The 19,883-nt window shown below is 62.1% G+C and carries 17 protein-coding genes and 2 rRNA genes; 8 read left to right on the top strand and 11 right to left on the bottom strand.

Translation table 11 applies throughout. The features are described 5' to 3' along the window. Nucleotides 1–147: 147 nt before the first annotated feature. Nucleotides 148–633 (bottom strand): acetyl-CoA sensor PanZ family protein, encoded by a 486-nt coding sequence (locus CDPAHKCJ_RS09565; RefSeq protein ID WP_240916744.1) that lies wholly within the window; start codon nt 631–633, stop codon nt 148–150. A 260-nt stretch (nt 634–893) separates the two neighbouring features. Here CDPAHKCJ_RS09565 and hisB point away from each other — a divergent pair, with 260 nt between their 5' ends. The 4 genes from hisB to hisF all read left to right on the top strand — a co-directional run bounded on the left by hisB (nt 894) and on the right by hisF (nt 3,861). Then, the gene (gene hisB / locus CDPAHKCJ_RS09560; protein ID WP_043336716.1) at nt 894–1,487 is read left to right on the top strand and encodes an imidazoleglycerol-phosphate dehydratase HisB; all 594 of its coding nucleotides are present in this window, start codon (nt 894–896) and stop codon (nt 1,485–1,487) included. An 85-nt stretch (nt 1,488–1,572) separates the two neighbouring features. Next, nucleotides 1,573–2,214, top strand: a complete 642-nt coding sequence (hisH, locus tag CDPAHKCJ_RS09555) for an imidazole glycerol phosphate synthase subunit HisH (RefSeq protein ID WP_054555217.1) — start codon at nt 1,573–1,575, stop codon at nt 2,212–2,214. 115 nt (nt 2,215–2,329) lie between these two features. Next, nucleotides 2,330–3,076: a 1-(5-phosphoribosyl)-5-[(5-phosphoribosylamino)methylideneamino]imidazole-4-carboxamide isomerase gene (gene hisA / locus CDPAHKCJ_RS09550; RefSeq protein ID WP_166019619.1), complete on the top strand. Its 747-nt coding sequence runs from the start codon at nt 2,330–2,332 to the stop codon at nt 3,074–3,076. Nucleotides 3,077–3,087: 11 nt separating this feature from the next. Beyond that, the gene (gene hisF / locus CDPAHKCJ_RS09545) at nt 3,088–3,861 is read left to right on the top strand and encodes an imidazole glycerol phosphate synthase subunit HisF (RefSeq protein WP_166019618.1); all 774 of its coding nucleotides are present in this window, start codon (nt 3,088–3,090) and stop codon (nt 3,859–3,861) included. A 112-nt stretch (nt 3,862–3,973) separates the two neighbouring features. Here the strand turns inward: hisF and CDPAHKCJ_RS09540 are convergent, their stop codons facing one another. The 3 genes from CDPAHKCJ_RS09540 to CDPAHKCJ_RS09530 form a co-directional block, all read right to left on the bottom strand. Further along, nucleotides 3,974–4,822, bottom strand: a complete 849-nt coding sequence (locus CDPAHKCJ_RS09540; RefSeq protein ID WP_166019617.1) for a CHAD domain-containing protein — start codon at nt 4,820–4,822, stop codon at nt 3,974–3,976. Nucleotides 4,823–4,884: 62 nt separating this feature from the next. Continuing rightward, entirely contained in the window at nt 4,885–5,496 is a 612-nt protein-coding gene (locus CDPAHKCJ_RS09535; protein WP_043336733.1) for a DUF416 family protein, read from the bottom strand. Between the two features lie 181 nt (nt 5,497–5,677). Beyond that, nucleotides 5,678–5,971 carry an MGMT family protein gene (locus tag CDPAHKCJ_RS09530; protein ID WP_043336737.1) on the bottom strand — a complete coding sequence of 98 codons (294 nt, stop codon included), beginning with the start codon at nt 5,969–5,971 and terminating at the stop codon, nt 5,678–5,680. A 270-nt stretch (nt 5,972–6,241) separates the two neighbouring features. On the opposite strand from CDPAHKCJ_RS09530, the gene CDPAHKCJ_RS09525 reads away from it, so the two are divergent. Then, a complete protein-coding gene (locus CDPAHKCJ_RS09525) occupies nt 6,242–6,868 on the top strand; it encodes a type 1 glutamine amidotransferase (protein ID WP_240916743.1) in 627 nt (208 codons plus the stop codon). 25 nt (nt 6,869–6,893) lie between these two features. Here the strand turns inward: CDPAHKCJ_RS09525 and mnmH are convergent, their stop codons facing one another. Next, nucleotides 6,894–8,000 carry a tRNA 2-selenouridine(34) synthase MnmH gene (gene mnmH, locus CDPAHKCJ_RS09520; protein ID WP_166019615.1) on the bottom strand — a complete coding sequence of 369 codons (1,107 nt, stop codon included), beginning with the start codon at nt 7,998–8,000 and terminating at the stop codon, nt 6,894–6,896. Nucleotides 8,001–8,115: 115 nt separating this feature from the next. After that, nucleotides 8,116–9,987 carry a SulP family inorganic anion transporter gene (locus CDPAHKCJ_RS09515; protein WP_166019614.1) on the bottom strand — a complete coding sequence of 624 codons (1,872 nt, stop codon included), beginning with the start codon at nt 9,985–9,987 and terminating at the stop codon, nt 8,116–8,118. Nucleotides 9,988–10,279: 292 nt separating this feature from the next. Between CDPAHKCJ_RS09515 and CDPAHKCJ_RS09510 the strand changes: the two genes are divergently transcribed. Beyond that, nucleotides 10,280–10,924: a DUF1415 domain-containing protein gene (locus CDPAHKCJ_RS09510; protein ID WP_166019613.1), complete on the top strand. Its 645-nt coding sequence runs from the start codon at nt 10,280–10,282 to the stop codon at nt 10,922–10,924. Between the two features lie 138 nt (nt 10,925–11,062). Here CDPAHKCJ_RS09510 and radA read toward each other — a convergent pair whose 3' ends face one another. From radA to CDPAHKCJ_RS09495, 3 genes are all read right to left on the bottom strand, one after another. Further along, a complete protein-coding gene (gene radA / locus CDPAHKCJ_RS09505; RefSeq protein WP_166019612.1) occupies nt 11,063–12,475 on the bottom strand; it encodes a DNA repair protein RadA in 1,413 nt (470 codons plus the stop codon). A gap of 141 nt (nt 12,476–12,616) precedes the next feature. Continuing rightward, nucleotides 12,617–13,084, bottom strand: coding sequence for a copper resistance protein NlpE N-terminal domain-containing protein (locus tag CDPAHKCJ_RS09500; protein ID WP_043336742.1), 468 nt, complete (start codon nt 13,082–13,084; stop codon nt 12,617–12,619). 183 nt (nt 13,085–13,267) lie between these two features. Further along, on the bottom strand, nt 13,268–14,407 hold the full coding sequence (locus tag CDPAHKCJ_RS09495) for an alkene reductase (RefSeq protein WP_166019611.1): 1,140 nt from the start codon (nt 14,405–14,407) through the stop codon (nt 13,268–13,270). Between the two features lie 282 nt (nt 14,408–14,689). Here CDPAHKCJ_RS09495 and hisC point away from each other — a divergent pair, with 282 nt between their 5' ends. Then, on the top strand, nt 14,690–15,745 hold the full coding sequence (gene hisC / locus CDPAHKCJ_RS09490; RefSeq protein WP_166019610.1) for a histidinol-phosphate transaminase: 1,056 nt from the start codon (nt 14,690–14,692) through the stop codon (nt 15,743–15,745). 167 nt (nt 15,746–15,912) lie between these two features. Continuing rightward, nucleotides 15,913–16,356 (top strand): VOC family protein, encoded by a 444-nt coding sequence (locus CDPAHKCJ_RS09485; protein WP_240916741.1) that lies wholly within the window; start codon nt 15,913–15,915, stop codon nt 16,354–16,356. Between the two features lie 243 nt (nt 16,357–16,599). Here the strand turns inward: CDPAHKCJ_RS09485 and rrf are convergent. Both rrf and CDPAHKCJ_RS09475 read right to left on the bottom strand, forming a co-directional pair. Continuing rightward, a 5S ribosomal RNA gene (gene rrf, locus CDPAHKCJ_RS09480) occupies nt 16,600–16,715 on the bottom strand. Between the two features lie 138 nt (nt 16,716–16,853). Next, a 23S ribosomal RNA gene (locus tag CDPAHKCJ_RS09475) occupies nt 16,854–19,739 on the bottom strand. Nucleotides 19,740–19,883 lie beyond the last annotated feature (144 nt).

The raw sequence follows: 19,883 nt of genomic DNA, 5'->3' as shown, positions 1-19,883 counted from the left end.
GATGCCCTTTCTCCCGCGCATCATCAAGTCCGAGCGCTGCGCGCCATCCTGCCGCACAGCATGACAGACTCAAGACAGAAATGATGATGACACAGCCGGTGGACAGGTCGCGTTGACGTCAGTTCCGCATCCGGCAACGCCTGGGGTTCACTCCTGCGCCAGCACGAAGCCGTCGCGGGCGGGGTCTCGCACATAACCGAGACGTGATACCAGCAGCTCGTCGGCCAGAGTCAATCCCTGACTCGGCACGACCAGCAGACGCTGGGCACTGGCCGCTTCCAGCGACAGCAGCGCCATCAGACGCGTACCGACACCGCGTCGGCGCGTGCTCCTGCGCACGCAGCAATGGCTGATCTTCCAGGCATCGCCTTCATCCTCGCAGAGTAGCGCGCCGATATGACGATCGTTGAAGAAGGCGCTGCAGAAGCGGTGTCCCGCGGCGAGATTGGCCTGAATGAAGTCATCCGGGGCAAGCGGGAGGCGCTCACTGGGGGCTTCGTGATAGATACGCGACAGATCGATACGGACTTGCTCATCGGTTTGCCAGCGTGCGTGATCGATCATCTCAAGAGTGACCGGCATGGTGAGATCCTCGCCCGCGATATGAATGCCCGCCATTGTAGCGGATGCCATTGTCCTTTCTCTATAATGACGGGTCGGGCAGGCACGAAGACGACGCGTCTGCCACCGATCAAGCACCCCGCCGACGGCCCTGCGCCGTCGTCAATGCCCTGATCACGATTTCGATTGCGACATCACATGACAATAACCACATGATGCGCACTTCCCGGCCGGACTGGACACACGCCTCTCATACCAAAGGCCCCAGACTGCGCCCAGACCCCATCGGCCTCGAAGCCGCTGATGGCGTCACCGACCGCTGGAGAGACATCATGGTAGAGCGTATCGCCGAAGTTCATCGCAACACCTCGGAAACCAAGATCCGGGTCCGCATCAATCTGGACGGTGAAGGCAAGCTGAGCGCCAACACTGGCGTGCCCTTCCTCGAACACATGATGGACCAGATCGCCCGTCACGGCGTGATCGACATCGAGGTCGACTGCGATGGCGACCTGCATATCGATGACCACCACACCGTCGAGGACATCGGCATCACCCTGGGCCAGGCCTTCGCGCAGGCACTGGGCAACAAGGCCGGCATCCGCCGTTACGGCCATGCCTACGTGCCGCTGGATGAAGCGCTGTCTCGCGTGGTGATCGACTTCTCCGGTCGTCCGGGCCTGTTCATGCAGTGCGAGTTCACCCGCGGCAACATCGGTCGCTTCGATACCCAGCTGTTCTGGGAGTTCTTCCAGGGCTTCGTCAATCATGCCGGCGCCACCCTGCATATCGACAACCTCAAGGGCTTCAACGCCCACCACCAGGCCGAGACCATCTTCAAGGCCTTCGGTCGTGCCGTGCGCATGGCGGTGGAAGAGGACGAGCGTATGGGAGGCCGTATCGCCTCCACCAAGGGCTCATTGTAAACAGGGCTCGCTGTAAACGAATGATCCGGGCGCCAGACGCCTGACATCCAGCGCCGGAGCCTGCTCCGGCCTTCGGGAGAAAGACATGACGATTGCCGTCATCGACTATGGCATGGGCAACCTGCACTCCGTCGCCAAGGCGCTTGAGCACGTGGCCGACGAGAATGTCGTGATCACCAGCGACCCGCGCGCCATCCGCGGCGCCACCCGTGTGGTGCTGCCCGGCCAGGGTGCCATCCGCGATTGCATGGGCGAGCTGGAACGCGCCGAGCTGCGCGGTCTGGTCGGCGAGCTGCTGAGCAACCACAGCAAGCCGCTGCTGGGCGTGTGTGTCGGTCAGCAGATGCTGATGGAGCGCAGCGAAGAGAACGGTGGCATCGATTGCCTCGCCTACTTCAAGGGCGACGTGAAACGCTTCGATGACCAGCAGCTGGACGAGCACGGCCAGCGTCTCAAGGTGCCGCACATGGGCTGGAACCATGTCGCGCACACCCAGGGCCACGCCCTGTGGGAAGGTATCGAGGACAACTCGCGCTTCTACTTCGTACACAGCTTCTATGTGTCGGCCAGCGAACGCTCCAAGGTCTACGGCGCGACGCACTACGCCGGTGCCGAGGCGCACGTCGCCATTGGTGAGGGCAGCCTGTTCGCGGTGCAGTTCCATCCGGAGAAGAGCGCGGCCGCCGGCCTCAAGCTGCTCGAGAACTTTGTCCGCTGGCAGCCCTGAAGGCTCGCCCACGTGACCCTCGGCGTCTGTCTCGCGTGACGGACGCCGATACATCCGCCTTCGATATACCGACGACAATTCAGGCGTGCCGAGACACGCCGAGAGGACACCCGACATGCTGGTAATCCCCGCGATCGATCTCAAGGACGGTCAGTGCGTACGCCTGAAGCAAGGCCGCATGGAAGACTCCACCAACTACGGCGATGACCCGCTGGCGATGGCCGCGCGCTGGGTCGAGGCCGGTGGCCGTCGTCTGCATCTGGTCGATCTCAACGGTGCCTTCGAAGGCAAGCCGGTCAATGGCGACGCCGTGACACGCATCGCCCGCGCCTACCCGGAGCTGCCGATCCAGATCGGTGGTGGCATCCGTGATGCCGCGACCATCGAGCACTACCTGGAAGCCGGCGTCGGTCAGGTCATCATCGGCACCAAGGCCGTGAAGGAACCGGCCTTCGTCGCCGAGATGTGCCGCGCCTTCCCGGGCCGCATCATCGTCGGTCTCGATGCGCGTGACGGCTTCGTGGCCACCGATGGCTGGGCCGAGGTCTCCACCATCAAGGCCACCGAGCTTGCCAAGCGCTTCGCCAACGACGGCGTGTCCTCCATCGTCTACACCGACATCGCCCGCGACGGCATGATGCAGGGCGTCAACATCGAAGCCACCGTGGCGCTGGCCCGCGAAGGTGGCATCCCGGTGATCGCCTCCGGTGGCGTGACCAATCTGGATGACATCCGTGGTCTGGCCGAAGTGGCCGATCAGGGCATCCTCGGTGCCATCACCGGCCGCGCCATCTATGAAGGCAGCCTGGATATCGCCGAAGCGCAGGCGCTGTCCGACGCCATCACCGGCCGCAAGGCCTGAGGGGAGCGATCATGGCACTCGCCAAACGCATCATCCCGTGTCTGGACGTCGACGCCGGTCGTGTCGTGAAGGGCGTCAACTTCGTCGGTATCCGCGATGCCGGTGACCCGGTCGAGGTCGCCAAGCGCTACAACGAGCAAGGCGCCGACGAGATCACCTTCCTCGACATCACCGCCAGCGTCGACAACCGTGGCACCACGGTCGACATGGTCTCGCGCATCGCCGGTGAGGTGTTCATCCCGCTGACGGTGGGTGGCGGCATCCGCACCTGTGAAGACATTCGCACCATGCTGAATGCCGGCGCGGACAAGGTCTCGATCAACACCGCGGCCGTGTTCAACCCGGACTTCGTGCGTGAAGCCGCGGAACGCTTCGGCAGCCAGTGCATCGTGGTCGCCATCGACGCCAAGCGCGTCAGCGAAGAAGGCGAAGCACCGCGCTGGGAAATCTTCACCCACGGTGGCCGCAAGCCGACCGGACTCGACGCCGTCGAGTGGGCGAAGAAGATGGTCGAGCTTGGCGCCGGCGAGCTGCTGCTGACCAGCATGGACCGCGATGGCACCAAGGCCGGTTTCGATCTCGGCGTGACGCGTGCGATCTCCGACGCCGTCAGCGTGCCGGTGATCGCCTCCGGCGGTGTCGGCACCCTCGACCATCTGGTGGATGGCGTGCTCGAAGGCGGTGCGGATGCGGTGCTGGCCGCCAGCATCTTCCACTTCGCCGAGTACACGATTCCCCAGGCCAAGGCGCACATGGCCGCACGCGGTATCGAGATGCGCCTGTAAGCACAGCCGCAGGATAATCGTTCAGACAGAAACGCGAACGCCGCCATTTCCTCAGGGAATGACGGCGTTCGTGTCTGCAGAGAAGCCACGTCGGTTCAGGCGAGAACAGCGCTCAGACGTAGCCCAGCTTCGTGAGCGGCTTGAGCGCCTGCGCGAGTCGCTGGTCGGCAAGCGTCATGATGTCCGCAACCAGATGCTTCTCGGCGGCAGGCAGCATCACGCGCTCCCCGATCCACAGCGCCAGCTCAGCCAGATCATGCTGATTGCCCAGCCGTGATGCGGCCTTGTCGAGCAATTCCGGCTCACGCCGACGCCCATGACTCGGCAACTCGAGTTCACCTGCTGCCGTCTCACCCAGTGCCTCGTGTGCCAGCGCCAGCTGGAACATGCGGTACTTGACCCATTTGCGCAGCCGATGAGATGTCTCGATCTCACGCTTGCTGACCACCTTCGCGGCCAGCTTGCTGATGCGATGACGGCTGAATTCCAGCCCGGTGTTGAGCTCCTCCACCGTCAGCGGTGCCGCCTGCCAGGCCGCTCGCTCTTCGCTCAGCAACGTCTCGAGTGGCGCGTGATCCAGCTCGCCTTCTGGCTCGCTGAGTGAAGCGCTGGTCAGCCCCGGGCGCAACGCATCCAGCAGGCGCTGACTGCGCTCATCCACCCAGGCGTAGGCGCGACCATGCGTCTTGCGCAGCATGTGCGCCTCGCGCGGCCCGGCCAATGCCTTGGCGACAGCGCGTGGACGCGCCTGATGCCCACTCACCGCCGACTTGCCCAGTGACTCACGGCGCAGTTGCCACCAGCCGCGCAGCTGCTTGCAGTCGACACGCAGTGCATGCACATCCGCCGCGCTCAGCGTCGGCTGCGCGAGACGCTCACGCATGGCGTCCAGACGCGCCTGAATCACGCCATTCAGCGCTGCGTTCATCGGAGAAGAATCCTGCTGACGGGTGTCGCTCATCTGTCTCTCCAACAACGGCTGGCCAGTCACCACTGGCACCAGGATGGCCCGACTCGGGCCGCTCAATCCTGCAAGGATAGCCCGAGGTTGCTGACATCTTCATTGCGGCCCAATTGCTTGAGCGCACGCCAGTCATCGCGGGACAGCTGCGGGGCTTCGACGCTCTCCAACACGGCGTCCTGGAAATCGCGCTCATCGATCATCAACGGATGTTCGCGAATCATGGCCTCCAGCGCTTCCTGTTCGATGCCCTCACCGGCCTGCAGGTCGATCAACGCGCGCACGCCATCAGCAGACAGACGGCTGATCTTGAGCGCGGCTTCCGGCTCTTCGCTGATCAGCACATCGATGCAGGCGGTCAGCGCCATCACGGCTTCCAGGGCGCGGCGCGCGCCGAAGCTGTCATCGTCCTCGGCGGGTTCGAAGGCGGTGACCTTCTCGGCCTGCAGCGAGAAATCGATCTTGGCATCGCGCACGCGCAGCTGCTCCCAGACGAGGTCCAGCAGCTTGCGCAGCTCACGCGTGGTATCCAGCGCGCTGGCCGTGCCATTGGCTTCGGCGTAGAAACCGGCATTGGGCAGGAGTCGCTCGGTCAGCGCCGCCATGAAGGCAGTACGGCGCACGGGGGCCAGCGCATCAAGGCGCGCACGGAAACCGGATACAGGCTGAGTCATGACGGCTCTATTCTCACTTCACTATTCAATATGCGGCGTTCGCGCTGGCGTCTTGCCTCTACCAGCCGCGATGTCACCGGAGGTCGCTATAGGGTATGCGATAGGATAGGCGAAAGGGTAGCGCCCGCGCGTGGCCGGATGAACGCGCCCCTGCTCGAGCGCTGCCATGCCGGGGCATGTCTCAAGGCCACAGGCACTCCGTCGGCACGCGGCCGGCACCATCGAACAGGATGCCTTCGCTGCGCAGCTTTTCCCGCTGGCGCACCGCCCCGCCGTGCTCGGTGACCTTGAGCGAGGCATTGATCACGCGATGCCATGGCAACTGATGACCATCCGGCAGGTGACGCATCGCCGAGCCGACCATGCGCGCGCTGGCACCATCGGTCATCTTGGCGATACGCCCGTAGGTGGTGATGCGCCCTTCGGGAATCTGCGCCACCACGGTGTAGATCTGTTCGAGCAGTTCGGCCCGCATGCGGTTCTCTCCTTGTCGTGTCGCGGCTGGTTCGCCCGGTGCAGGTGCTGAGATGTAGATACTGACTATGCAAGTAATGGGATGCAGGTACTGAGAAGCAAGTACTGGGGCCTTTACGCTGACATGGCGCTCACGCATGATGAAGTCATGCACCTTTATTTCATACATCAGGGGCAACTCCCTGACACTGAACCAGATTCAGCCGCCAACACCTCAACGCTAGCGCATGACTGGCAGAGTCCGCTACGCCTCAAGGACTGGCTTTCCGGCATGGGGCACAGCTACAACACCAGCTTCCCGCTGGCAGGCGAAGCATTGCCGGGCATCGAGGACTTCCATGCGCTGGTGGTGCTAGATGGTCCGCAACGCCTGTCGAGCGCCGCACAGCCCGCCTCGCCCGCCGAACAGCAGTCGCTGCGCCTGCAGCGCAAGTTGATTCGGCGCACGCTGAACAGCAATCGCCCGCTGCTGGGGATTGGCCTGGGGGCGCGACTGATCGCCGAGCAGATGGGGGCGATCGTCTCGTCCGCCGTGGTGCCGCAGCGTCGCTGGGCCACGCTGACGCGCAGCAACGAGTGCCCACTGGGGCTACCCGCCGAGTTCGAGGCCTTGATGTGGCATGAGGAGATCTGCGGTCTGCCGGAAGACTGCGAGCTGCTGGCCAGCAGCGAGCATACGCCAGTGGCCGGCTTCAGCTGGGATGAGGGGCGCGTGGTGGCGCTCAACTTCCATCCGCATATGGATGCGGCGGCCACGCAGGACCGCCTGGCCCACCATCCCGCGCCCCTGGAGGGCAATGGCGTGCAGTCACGCGAGGCGTTGCTGGAGGACCCGAAGCGCTTTGATCGTCAGGCGGCCCTGCTGGACCGCCTGCTGGTGGACTGGCTGAATACATGAGCGCTGACGGCGCCCGTAAGGAATGTCAGCGCTGCCAGCGGTGATTGGCGCTCCACTCACGCGCGAAGGCAAGGCTGTTGTCCCAGTCGCCGACGTGCAGGAAGGTGCGCTCGTGCTTCTCGAGCTGGTAGCGGTACATCGGGTCGTAATACTCGCTGAGCAGCGGCGCCAGCCAGCCTTCATGAGCAATGGGATTGCCGCGCTTGTGCTCCTGGAAGGCGATGTCCTGCATTCGCACCAGACGAGCAAGGCGCGCACTGCCCAGGCGCTTGCGCAGACGCAGTAGCGCCTGTCGCAGCTGGCGCTGCATCAGGGTCCAGCCGAGGAAGTCACCATAGTGGCGACTGTAGGTGGACCACAGCCCCTCGATATAGTCCTTCTGGATCTGGACCACTCGCCAGTCCAGCGGCATCTCGACGCGGATCAACGGTGCCTGCTCCATCGCGCGCCAGGTGGCGAGCGGAATGTTGACGCTGCCGATGAAGCGCGACTCGTCTTCCATGATGGTCGGCGCTTCATCCTCAAGCGTGAGCATCTCGGCGGCGATGCGGTGCTCGAAGTCGATCTGGCTCGGCGCCGGGAAGGGATGGCGGCCGAAGGCCGACCCCTTGTGGCGCGCACAGCCCTCCAGGTCGATGCCATTGTCCAGCGCATGGATCAGCTCGGTCTTGGCGCAACCGGTCAGCCCGCCGATCAACAGCATCGGGGCCTGCTCGGCACGCTCATCGATATGCTGACAGAGCTGCTGACGCATGGCCTTCCAGCCGCCTTCGATACGTGGACGCTCGATCCCTGCTTCCATGAGCCACTGCTGACTGAGCTGAGAACGCATGCCACCGCGGAAGCAATAGAGAATCGCGTCGGGGTGCCGCTCGACGTGCTCGACCCAGGCGCGGATACGCGCGCGCTTGATCCCCCCGCTGACCAGTTGATGGCCAAGATGTACCGCCGATTCCGGGCCGACCTGCTTGTACTGCAGCCCGACGCGATGACGCTCCTCATCATCCATCAGCGGCAGATTGACGGCACCCGGCAAGGCACCAGCGGCGAACTCGACCGGCGCGCGCACATCGATCAACGGACGGCCGTCGCGAATCAGGTCGCAGCTGGCCGCCACGGTGGGCAAACTCATGGGCATCTCTCGGCAGACAGAACAGGATTGAGGCAATGGGCGGCTAGCTGACTGGCCGCACCATCAAGGGGCCATATTCTATCGCAAGCGTGCAGCCGCCCCCAGCCTTGTGCTTTCACGCCAACGGTGGCGTCAGGCGCACCCCCTGCCCCGGCCCGATCCCGGCCGGGCCGAACAGCTGACAATCTGGGCAGGCAGCGGGTTGATCTCCGTGGGCGCGATGCGCTTCGGCGACCGAGTCGCGCAGCGAGGCAATCGCCGCCTCGGCGGTATGGAAGTAGCTCTCACGCCCCATGCGCTCGAGGAAGCCACCGCGCTCCATCACCTCCAGCGCGTACATGCGAAAGCCGCACATGCTGAGACTGCCGCCGGCATCGCGCAGGCGACGTTGCTCGATCTCGAGCATCTCGGCGCCCGCGATATCGATGAAGTTGCAGCCGGTGCCCAGCAGGATGACATGCTTGCCGGTATAGCGCGCCAGCTTGCGCTGGACGTGGTCGACCGCCCCGAAGAACAGCGAACCATCCACACGCAGAATCACCACTTCCCGGCACTGGGCCAACTGATAACGCTCGGCATTGCGCACGCCAAGCTCCGGATGCTCCGGGTCTGGGGCCATCTCGACCAGCCGTGGCCGTGAGGTGCGGTTCAGATACAGCACCAGCGAGACCAACACCCCGGCGAAGATGGCGAACTCCAACGGCAACAGCAAAGTGGCGAGGAAGGTGATCACCAGCACCACCGCCTCTTCGCGGCTGACGGCCAGAATTTGGCGGATATGAGCGACTTCGATCAGGTTGGCGGCGATCACCATGATCAGGCCCGCCATCGCAGGCAACGGCAGCCAGGCGGTCACGTCAGGCACCAGCAACAGCACCGCCAGCACGATCAGCGCCGCCACCACCACCGACAGCGGGGTGCGGGCGCCAGCATCATAGTTGGCGCCGGAGCGCGTGAAGGAGCCGGAGCCGGCAAAGCACGAGAAGAAACTGCCCGCCAGATTCGACAAGCCCTGGCCGATGAACTCCTGGTTACCGTCGATACGCTGATGCGAGCGCACGCCGATAGCGCGCGCGATGGAGACCGCCTCGATCAAGCCGAGCACCGCCAGCGCGAAGGCCGCCCCACCCAGCGAGCGCAGGGTGTCAAAGCCCAGCGGCGGCAGGGAAAACGGCGGCAGACTGCCGGACAGGGCGCCGACCATCGGGATGCCTGCCGCGCTGCCGCCGAGCAATGCCGCGACACCACAGCCGACGGCCATCGCCACCAGCATCCACGGCAGCTTGCGATTCAACCGCCGGACCAGCACGGCCGTGAGCAAGGTGCTGAGCCCCGTGATCAGCGTGGCCCACGAGGTATCGCCCAGATGCCCGAGCAGTGCCCACCAGGTGCCGAGAAAGCTCGAGGCATCGCCAAGCGCGATGCCGAACAGGTGCTTGAGCTGACTGGTGGCGATCAAGACCCCGGCACCGGCGGTAAAGCCGATCACCACCGTATGCGAGATGAGGTTGACCAGCGCCCCCATGCGCATCAGCCCCAACGACAGCTGGATGATGCCAACCATGCAGGTCAGCGCCAGCACCAGCGGCAGGTATTCAGGACTGCCCGGCGCGGCCAGGGTCGAGACGGTGCCGAACACCACCATCGAGATCGCCGCAGCCGGGCCACTGACCATATGCCGCGAACTGCCGAACAGGCCGGCGATGATCGCCACCACGATGGCGGCGTACAGCCCATGCGCCGGTGGCAGGCCGGCGATCAACGCATAGGCCACCCCCTGAGGCAGCACCAGCACCGCGCCACTCAGGCCCGCGATCAGGTCAGAACGCGCATCCCCGGGCGACAGCTGACGCATCCAGCCGAGAAAGGGCAACAGTCGTGACAGACGATAGGCCGCGGCACTGGTGTGCTCAGGCCCCTCTACTCTCTCGGTAGATTCGGGAGATTCGGAGGGCGGCGAGGAAGGAGGCGGAGTATCAGCGGACAAGAAGTATCTCCGTGGCGAGGCAGGAAAGAAATCGTCAGCCGGCAGCCGCAATGCCCCTGAGCGTACTCGGGGTGAGCTTGAAACCAGCGGTGATAAGTCTATCGCTGAAATCACTAATGAAACAGGGCTGCCACATGCCCGACAACGACCTGCGGTCCTGCGGCCCTTTCACCATGCAGACATACGTTGAAGAGAGACGATGACGAGGCATGACGACGAGACACGGCGCTGGCCATGCCGCGCCCGAGCAGTGACAATACCCTTTCCTGACACCGCTGCGGACTCTGACGCCATGACCACCGACGCTACGCCGACCGATACCACGACTCCCGAGACGGCGGGCGGCTACACCCCGCCGCTGGATGCCAGCGAAGCCGAGGCCATCGACGCCACGCGCCAGTGGGTCGAGACGCACATCATCGCCGACAATCTGTGCCCGTTTGCCGCACGCGAGATGGCACGCAACAGCATCCAGTATGCCGTGGTGCCCGGCGCAGGGCTCGAGCGCTGCCTGCAGGCACTCGGCGATGAGCTGCTGAACCTGGACGCCAATCGCGACGCCGAGACGACGCTGGTGATCTTCAAGGACGGCTTCCGCGACTTCGATACCTACCTTGAACTGCTCGACTATGCCGAGGCGCTGCTCGAGATGCAGGGCTACGAAGGCATCTATCAGCTGGCCAGCTTCCACCCGGAATACGTGTTCGAGGATACCGAGGAAGATGACGCGGCCAACTACACCAACCGCTCGCCCTACCCGATGCTGCACCTGCTGCGCGAGAGCTCGGTCGAAGCCGCCATCAATGCCTACGCAGGCGATGTCGAAGAGGTACCGGGGCGCAATGAGGAGCTGATGCGCGAGCGCGGTGTCGAGCTTCTGGTATCACGCCTCAAGGCCTGTGCTCATGCCGCCCGCCAGGCTGACAAACAGGACTGACAAGACAAGCTGCTGAGCTTCGTGCTCGGAGAAAACCCCATACGAACAAGGCCAGCCGCGAGGCTGGCCTTGTTCGTTGTACGTAGCATCACACCACGACATACCCGTGCGGATGGTTCCCACGGAAGGCGCAAGCTGTCACAGGGCTTCCAGCGCCTGGGACAGCTTGTCGACCGCCACGATGGTCATGCCCTTGGGCGGATTCCTGGGGGCATTGCCCTTGGGCACGATGGCCCGCGTGAAGCCATGCTTGGCGGCCTCGACAATGCGCTCCTGACCACTCGGCACCGGACGGATCTCACCGGACAGCCCCACCTCGCCGAACACCACCAGCTCACGCGGCAGCGGCCGGTTCTGCAGGCTCGAGACCACCGCACACAGCACGGCGAGATCCGCGCTGGTCTCGAGTACCTTGACCCCGCCGACCACGTTCAGGAAGACATCCTGATCGCCGGTGAACAGGCCGCCATGCTTGTTGAGCACTGCCAGCAGCATCGACAGGCGATTGCCGTCCAGACCGACGGCGACACGGCGGGGATTGCCCAGCGGTGAGTCATCCAGCAAGGCCTGCACTTCGATCAGGATCGGTCGCGTGCCCTCCCACACCACCATCACCAGGCTGCCGGAGGACTGCTCCTCGCTGCGTGACAGGAAGATCGCGCTCGGGTTCTTCACCTCCTTCAGGCCCAGCTCGACCATGGCGAACACGCCCAGCTCATTGACCGCGCCGAAGCGGTTCTTCTGGCCACGCAGCGTGCGGAAGCGCGAATCGCCATCGCCCTCCAGCAGCAGGGAGGCGTCGATCATGTGCTCCAGCACCTTGGGCCCGGCCAGCGAGCCGTCCTTGGTCACGTGGCCGACCAGCAGCAGCACAGTGTTGGTTCGCTTGGCGAAGCGGGTCAGCGCGGCGGCGGACTCACGCACCTGCGAGACACCCCCCGGCGCGGATGACAGATCTTCCAGATGCATGGTCTGGATGGAGTCGATGATCAGCACCTCCGGCTTCTCGCGCTCGGCGGTGGCCAGAATCGTCTCGACGCTGGTCTCGGCCAGCATCTTGAGCCCCTGGGTCGGCAACTGCAGACGATGGGCGCGCATCGCCACCTGCGATAGCGACTCCTCGCCAGTGACGTAGAGTGAGCGCTTCTGCTGGGCAAGCTTGCAGGCGGTCTGCAGCAGCAGCGTCGACTTGCCGGCCCCCGGGTGGCCACCGAGCAATACGGCGGAACCCGGCACCAGCCCGCCGCCCAGCACGCGGTCGAATTCACCGAAGGTCGAGGAGAAGCGCGGCACTTCGGCTAGCGAGACATTGGAAAGATCGGTCACGTTGTCGCTGAGCGTGCCGGCGTAGCCGCCCCGCCCATTGCTGGCGCTACGGGCAGCTCCACCAGCGACGGCACCCGCAGCGGGGGCGGCGCCGGGCAATACCGTGGCGCCGACGCGGATTTCCTGCAGGGTGTTCCACTCGCGGCAGCCGCTGCACTGGCCCTGCCACTTCGAGAATTCGCTACCGCATTCGGTACATACGAAGGCGCTCTTTGCTTTCGCCATCAGACAATCCTGTCGGGAAGAAGTGATTCTCGGCGTCGTGATGCAGTGTCGTCAGCCGCGGATTGCCAACAGCCAGACACAAGGAAGGCGGCTTGCGCCGCCCTCCTTGTGCTCACGGTCGCCTTGTGGCGCACGGCACGCTTACTGGCGCTTGAGTCGCAGTGTCTCACCGTTCTGGAAACGACGCTTCTGCGGGTCGACCAGCTCCAGGGTCTGGGCATCCAGACGCAGGAAGTAGTAGGTCTGGCCTTCGCCGTCCGGCGTCAGCTCATAGACAGTCGCGTTCGGGTCCGTCACGGTACCGGACAGCACATCCCACTGACCTTCGTAATGTTCTGGATCCGGCTGCTGCGGATGATCACGATAGGTGGCATCGAGGCTGAAGGTACGCTCATCCTGGGCTGCCTCTTCGGCGCCCTTGAGGCGTACATCGAGGTCAATGCCCGTGCAACGACGACACGGCAGGGTGCCCTTGTAGACGGCAACCTGCTCGCTGGCTGTCTCGGTGGCGCTGTTGTCAGCGGCACCGTCATTGGTCTGGGCCGTTGATGCGCACCCGGCGAGACCGACCATCAGCGCGGCTCCCACCATCAGAGTCCTGATCTGCATTGAATCCTCCTTAAGGCGATGACTCGATAGCAGCGTCAGCGCTATCGACGGCGAGCGGTCTACCCGCCTTGGCAGACAGGCAGACCGCTCACAAGCTTCCACGCTCAAGAATAGCGGGTATCCGCCCCGAGAGGCCACCCCCGATGGCGTTTATCGAACACCATTCGCTAAATCGTGTCGGCCTCAGCCACGGCGATCATGGCCATTGTCGAGAAACGGATAGTCGGTGTAGCCCTTGGCGCCGCCACCATAGAAGGTATCCGGGTCCTGCTCGTTGAGCTCAGCCCCGAGACGAATGCGCTCAACCAGGTCCGGGTTGGCGATATACGGGCGCCCGATGGCCACCGCATCCGCGATGCCCTCATTGATGACGCGTGCCGCGCTCTCAGCGTCATAATGGCCGCAGAAGATCAGCGCGCCCGTGACGCGCTCGCGCAGGGCACGACGGAACTCATCGCTGAACTTGATGTCGCCACCGGCCCAGTCCGGCTCGTTGACATGCACATAGGCGATGCCACGGCTGGAGAGCTGCTCGGCCATGTAGAAGGCCATCTCTTCCGGCTCGTCATCGGTCAGGCCGAAGATCTCGATGAAGGGCGTCAGGCGGATGCCGGTACGCTCGGGGCCGAAGACTTCAGCGACGGCATCGACGACTTCCAACGTCAGGCGCGCGCGATCCTCGACCGAACCACCATACTGGTCTGTACGCTGATTGGTGCCGGTGGCCATGAACTGGTTGAGCAGATAGGCATTGGCGGCATGCACCTCGATCATATCAAAACCGGCACGCTTGGCACGCACGGCGGCCTGACGATAATCCTCGATCAGCTGGGGAATCTCGTCCGTCTCCAGGGCGCGCGGCGTACTGGTAGGGTGACGTCCGCTGGAGCCATCCTCGAACTCGACGAAGCACTGGGCACCTTCACCGCGCAGGGCGCTCGGCGCGACCGGCTGCTGGCCATCCGGCTGCACCATCTCATGCGAGACACGCCCGACATGCCACAGCTGCAGCGCCATGCGCCCGCCCTTGGCGTGCACCGCCTGGACGACGCCCTTCCAGCCTGCTTCCTGCTCATCGGTCCAGATACCCGGCGTGTACACATAGCCACGCGCGGTGGGCGAAATGTTGGTCGCCTCGCTGATGATCAGGCCGGCACCGGCACGCTGACCGTAATAGGCCTGCTGCAGTTCGCCGGGAATGCTGTCGGGGGTACGAGCACGCGTCAGCGGTGCCATCAGGATGCGGTTGGGCAGGGTCAGATCATCGAGCTTGACCGGATCGAGCAGGGTGTCAGCGTAGGGGGCATTGGTGTTGGCAGTCATCGGGACTCCTTGAATTGCAGGTCTTCGCCCAGCATCCTCATCGCACGAAGTCGCGCGAGCTGGGCAAGCATGCCTGTGACATGCGGCACACCACTCGCTGCTTCAAGCACACGCAGTGCACGAGAATAATGCTGGCATGGCAACAATGTGGAAATCCGTACCAGTCGCCACGCTTCAGACTCAGGCGGAGAGCCTGCTGATGCTTGTACCGCGACGATCCAGCGGGCAACATGAAAAGCATCCATGACATGGGTCATGCACTGTCACCAGCGGCGAGAAATCATGAGCAAGTACTGGAGCCCACAGGTCCACGACCTGACCCCCTACGTTCCCGGCGAGCAACCGCGTGAGCAGCTGATCAAGCTGAACACCAACGAGAACCCCTATCCACCGGCGCCCGCCGTGGAGCAGACGCTGCGTGAGTTCAATGCCTCTGACCTGCGCCGCTACCCGGACCCGAGCTCCAGCTCGCTGCGCGCTGCCCTGGCCGACACCTTCCATGTGGGCGCCGAGGAAGTCTTCGTCGGCAATGGCTCCGATGAGGTACTGGCACTGGCATTCCAGGCCTTCTTCCGTCAGGACAAGCCGCTGCTGCTACCGTCCATCAGCTACAGCTTCTACCCGGTCTATTGCCGCATGTATGGCATCGAGTCGCGCAGCATCGCGCTGACCGACAGCTGGGAAGTCGACCTGGAAGCCTTCGGCAACGACAATGGCGGCATCATCTTCGCCAACCCCAACGCCCCGACAGGCCATGGCCATGGCCGCAAGGCGATTGCCGCGCTGCTAGAGCGCAATCCACACAGTGTCGTGCTGGTCGACGAGGCTTATGTGGACTTCGGCGGCGAAAGCGCCATCCCACTGATCCATCAGTATCCGAATCTGGTCGTGTCAGGCACTTTCTCGAAGTCGCGCAGCCTGGCGGGCATTCGTCTTGGCTATGCCGTGGCCTCGCGTGAGCTGATCGAGGGTCTGGAGCGCGTGAAGGACTCCTTCAACTCCTACCCCATCGACCGCCTGGCCGAACAGGTCGGCGTCGCTGCGCTCAGTGATCCCGACTATTTCGATGAGTGCCGCACGCGGGTCATCACCACTCGCGAGCAGACGCACGATCGCATGGCCGCGCTGGGCTTCGAGATCCTGCCCTCGCAGACCAACTTCGTGCTGGCGACTCACCCGACCCACGATGCCGGCAAGCTGTTCATCGGCCTGCGCGAACAGGGCATCCTGGTGCGCCACTTCAACACCGACGCACTGCGTGACTATCTGCGCATCAGCATCGGTACCGATGCCGAGATGGATAGCTTGATCGAAGCCCTGGAAACCCTGTGTCGCTGAGATAGTGCACGGGCTGGCCAGTGATTGCTCCAATCAAAGAAGGCGCCCAGTGGGCGCCTTCTTTCATCAGGATGTCAGTCAGGAGTTCACCGTACGGCCCATCCACACAGCTCATCACACAGTTCGTCGTGCCGTTCATCGCACCGAACACTCTGCAGGAGCACAACATGACAACGGACAGTCTCGCCATGGCTTCAGACGCTACCCCAACACCCCGCCTGCCTTTGACGCGAGTGCATCATGTGGCGCTGATCACCGCTGATTACCTACGCGCCAAGCGCTTCTATCTCGAGGTCATGGATGCGCAGGTCCTCAACGAGGCCTATCGTGAGGCCCGCGACAGCTACAAGCTCGACCTGCGCCTGCCGGGCGGCATCCAGCTGGAGCTGTTCTCCTTCCCCTCGCCGCCTGAGCGCCCCAGCTACCCGGAAGCCTGTGGGCTTCGTCACCTGGCGCTGGCGACGGAAGACATCGATACCTGTGTTGAGCTGCTGACCGCCCGTGGCGCCACGCCAGAGCCGATACGTGTCGATGAATACACCGGCGCCCGCTTCACCTTCCTGGCAGACCCTGACGGTACGCCCATCGAACTCTACGAAGTCTCGCCCTGATGTGATGGCGCACTGAAACTTCACTGGCCCTGAAGATAAAAGGCCCGAAGACAAAAGGCCCCCTGTCGAAAAATCGACAGGGGCCTTCTTGTGTCATGTGCACGTTGCCTGGGCAGAGCTTTTCTCTCGCCCACAGCTGATTCGCATGCAGGACTCTCTACGCAACTTTTCCTGCGCACATTTTTTCCGTGTACAAAGAGAACCGCCCCTGCAGCAAGGCTACAGGGGCGGTTCGGGATAAGTGCCTGACGATGACCTACTCTCACATGGAGAAACTCCACACTACCATCGGCGCTAAGCGGTTTCACTTCCGAGTTCGGCATGGGATCGGGTGGTTCACGCTCGCTATGATCGTCAGGCGAAACGGTGGCACCTTGCGGCACCTGAGTCCCGAGGCTTGTGGCCTCGCGACTCGCAATATGAATCATGCTGACCGATATGTCGTCGATCCTGTCGCAATCCCGGCGGTTTGCCTGGGCAAACCCCTTGGGTGTTATATGGTCAAGCCTCACGGGCAATTAGTACTGGTTAGCTCAACACATTGCTGTGCTTCCACACCCAGCCTATCAACCTTGTAGTCTTCAAGGGCCCTTCAGGAGGCGCAAGGCCTCAGGGAAGTCTCATCTTGAAGGGGGCTTCCCGCTTAGATGCTTTCAGCGGTTATCCCGTCCGAACGTAGCTACCGGGCAATGCCATTGGCATGACAACCCGAACACCAGAGGTTCGTCCACTCCGGTCCTCTCGTACTAGGAGCAGCTCTTCTCAAACTTCCGACGCCCACGGCAGATAGGGACCGAACTGTCTCACGACGTTCTAAACCCAGCTCGCGTACCACTTTAAATGGCGAACAGCCATACCCTTGGGACCGACTTCAGCCCCAGGATGTGATGAGCCGACATCGAGGTGCCAAACACCGCCGTCGATGTGAACTCTTGGGCGGTATCAGCCTGTTATCCCCGGAGTACCTTTTATCCGTTGAGCGATGGCCCTTCCATACAGAACCACCGGATCACTAGAACCTACTTTCGTACCTGCTCGACGTGTCTGTCTCGCAGTCAAGCACCCTTATGCTCTTGCACTCAATGCACGATTTCCAACCGTGCTGAGGGTACCTTCGTGCTCCTCCGTTACTCTTTAGGAGGAGACCGCCCCAGTCAAACTACCCACCATACACTGTCCTCGATCCGGATAACGGACCTGAGTTAGAACGCCAATGATGTCAGGCTGGTATTTCAAGGTTGGCTCCACCGCATCTGGCGACGTGGTTTCAAAGCCTCCCAGCTATCCTACACAGACAACATCAGCATCCAGTGTAAAGCTATAGTAAAGGTTCACGGGGTCTTTCCGTCTAGCCGCGGGTACACAGCATCTTCACTGCGATTTCAATTTCACTGAGTCTCGGGTGGAGACAGCGTGGCCATCATTACGCCATTCGTGCAGGTCGGAACTTACCCGACAAGGAATTTCGCTACCTTAGGACCGTTATAGTTACGGCCGCCGTTTACCGGGGCTTCGATCAAGAGCTTCGCGTGAGCTAACCCCATCAATTAACCTTCCGGCACCGGGCAGGCGTCACACCCTATACGTCCGCTTGCGCGTTTGCAGAGTGCTGTGTTTTTAATAAACAGTTGCAGCCACCTGGTATCTTCGACCGGTAAGAGCTTACGGAGCAAGTCCTTCACTCGAACCGGTGCACCTTCTCCCGAAGTTACGGTGCCATTTTGCCTAGTTCCTTCACCCGAGTTCTCTCAAGCGCCTTGGTATTCTCTACCTGACCACCTGTGTCGGTTTGGGGTACGGTCGCATGTGATCTGAAGCTTAGAGGCTTTTCCTGGAAGCGTGGCATCGATGACTTCCTGACCGTGGTCAGTTCGTCTCGCATCTCGACCTCAGAGGAACCGGATTTGCCTGATTCCTCGGCCTACATGCTTTCACCAGGACAACCAACGCCTGGCTCACCTAGCCTTCTTCGTCCCCCCATCGCAACCACATCCGGTACGGGAATATTAACCCGTTTCCCATCGACTACGCGTTTCCGCCTCGCCTTAGGGGCCGACTCACTCTGCTCCGATTAACGTAGAACAGAAAACCTTGGTCTTCCGGCGGGGGAGTTTTTCACTCCCCTTATCGTTACTCATGTCAGCATTCGCACTCGTGATACCTCCAGCAGACTTCTCAATCCACCTTCATTGGCTTACACGACGCTCCTCTACCGCTCATCCAGAGGATGAACCCGTAGCTTCGGTACCTGATTTAGCCCCGTTATATCTTCCGCGCAGGCCGACTCGACTAGTGAGCTATTACGCTTTCTTTAAAGGATGGCTGCTTCTAAGCCAACCTCCTAGCTGTCTGAGCCTTCCCACATCGTTTCCCACTTAATCAGGATTTTGGGACCTTAGCTGACGGTCTGGGTTGTTTCCCTTTTCACAACGGACGTTAGCACCCGCTGTGTGTCTCCCACGCTGCACTCACTGGTATTCGGAGTTTGCCTCGGGTTGGTAAGTCGGGATGACCCCCTAGCCGAAACAGTGCTCTACCCCCAGCGGTGATACGTGAGGCGCTACCTAAATAGCTTTCGAGGAGAACCAGCTATCTCCGGGCTTGATTAGCCTTTCACTCCGATCCACAGCTCATCCCAGCATTTTTCAACATACTTGGGTTCGGGCCTCCAATTGATGTTACTCAATCTTCACCCTGGCCATGGATAGATCGCCCGGTTTCGGGTCTATACCCTGCGACTGGTCGCCCAGTTAAGACTCGGTTTCCCTACGCCTCCCCTATACGGTTAAGCTCGCCACAGAATATAAGTCGCTGACCCATTATACAAAAGGTACGCGGTCACACCACGAAGGTGCTCCCACTGCTTGTACGCATACGGTTTCAGGATCTATTTCACTCCCCTCGCCGGGGTTCTTTTCGCCTTTCCCTCACGGTACTGGTTCACTATCGGTCAGCCAGGAGTATTTAGCCTTGGAGGATGGTCCCCCCATGTTCAGTCAAGGTTTCTCGTGCCCCGACCTACTCGATTTCACGTGACTCAGACTTCGACTACGGGACTATCACCCTGTATCGTCAGGCTTCCCAGCCTGTTCGTCTGTCAGTTGTCACGCTTAAGGGCTGGTCCCCGTTCGCTCGCCGCTACTTGGGGAATCTCGGTTGATTTCTTTTCCTCCGGGTACTTAGATGTTTCAGTTCCCCGGGTTTGCCTCTATAGGTTATGTATTGGCCTATAGATACTCACCTGATGGTGAGTGGGTTTCCCCATTCGGAAATCGTTGGGTCGCAGGGTATTTGCCACCTCGCCAACGCTTATCGCAGGCTATCACGTCCTTCATCGCCTCTGGCTGCCAAGGCATCCACCGTATGCGCTTAATCGCTTGACCATATAACCCCAAGGGGTCTGTCAAGGATCACGAATCTGTCGGACCTCTCCGACATATCGTTTGATGGAGATGTGCTTGGCGCACATTCCATCGTCAGCATGATTCACATTGTTAAAGAGCGGCTGTTCAGAGAACAGTGAGAAG

Source organism: Cobetia sp. MB87, assembly GCF_011319755.1.
In the GTDB taxonomy this organism is placed as follows: Bacteria; Pseudomonadota; Gammaproteobacteria; order Pseudomonadales; family Halomonadaceae; genus Cobetia.
The sequence above is the reverse complement of the archived record's forward strand: the minus strand, read 5'-3'. Positions and strand labels throughout refer to the sequence as shown.

Excerpts from the sequence above, each read along its gene's own strand:
- CDPAHKCJ_RS09525 (WP_240916743.1), top strand. The coding sequence starts at position 6,242 with ATGGGGCACAGCTACAACACCAGCTTCCCGCTGGCAGGCGAAGCATTG.
- CDPAHKCJ_RS09535 (WP_043336733.1), bottom strand. The coding sequence starts at position 5,496 with ATGACTCAGCCTGTATCCGGTTTCCGTGCGCGCCTTGATGCGCTGGCC.
- hisC (WP_166019610.1), top strand. The coding sequence starts at position 14,690 with ATGAGCAAGTACTGGAGCCCACAGGTCCACGACCTGACCCCCTACGTT.
- CDPAHKCJ_RS09540 (WP_166019617.1), bottom strand. The coding sequence starts at position 4,822 with ATGAGCGACACCCGTCAGCAGGATTCTTCTCCGATGAACGCAGCGCTG.
- radA (WP_166019612.1), bottom strand. The coding sequence starts at position 12,475 with ATGGCGAAAGCAAAGAGCGCCTTCGTATGTACCGAATGCGGTAGCGAA.
- CDPAHKCJ_RS09510 (WP_166019613.1), top strand. The coding sequence starts at position 10,280 with ATGACCACCGACGCTACGCCGACCGATACCACGACTCCCGAGACGGCG.
- CDPAHKCJ_RS09485 (WP_240916741.1), top strand. The coding sequence starts at position 15,913 with ATGACAACGGACAGTCTCGCCATGGCTTCAGACGCTACCCCAACACCC.
- mnmH (WP_166019615.1), bottom strand. The coding sequence starts at position 8,000 with ATGAGTTTGCCCACCGTGGCGGCCAGCTGCGACCTGATTCGCGACGGC.
- CDPAHKCJ_RS09495 (WP_166019611.1), bottom strand. The coding sequence starts at position 14,407 with ATGACTGCCAACACCAATGCCCCCTACGCTGACACCCTGCTCGATCCG.
- CDPAHKCJ_RS09500 (WP_043336742.1), bottom strand. The coding sequence starts at position 13,084 with ATGCAGATCAGGACTCTGATGGTGGGAGCCGCGCTGATGGTCGGTCTC.
- hisH (WP_054555217.1), top strand. The coding sequence starts at position 1,573 with ATGACGATTGCCGTCATCGACTATGGCATGGGCAACCTGCACTCCGTC.
- CDPAHKCJ_RS09565 (WP_240916744.1), bottom strand. The coding sequence starts at position 633 with ATGGCATCCGCTACAATGGCGGGCATTCATATCGCGGGCGAGGATCTC.
- hisA (WP_166019619.1), top strand. The coding sequence starts at position 2,330 with ATGCTGGTAATCCCCGCGATCGATCTCAAGGACGGTCAGTGCGTACGC.
- CDPAHKCJ_RS09530 (WP_043336737.1), bottom strand. The coding sequence starts at position 5,971 with ATGCGGGCCGAACTGCTCGAACAGATCTACACCGTGGTGGCGCAGATT.
- hisB (WP_043336716.1), top strand. The coding sequence starts at position 894 with ATGGTAGAGCGTATCGCCGAAGTTCATCGCAACACCTCGGAAACCAAG.
- hisF (WP_166019618.1), top strand. The coding sequence starts at position 3,088 with ATGGCACTCGCCAAACGCATCATCCCGTGTCTGGACGTCGACGCCGGT.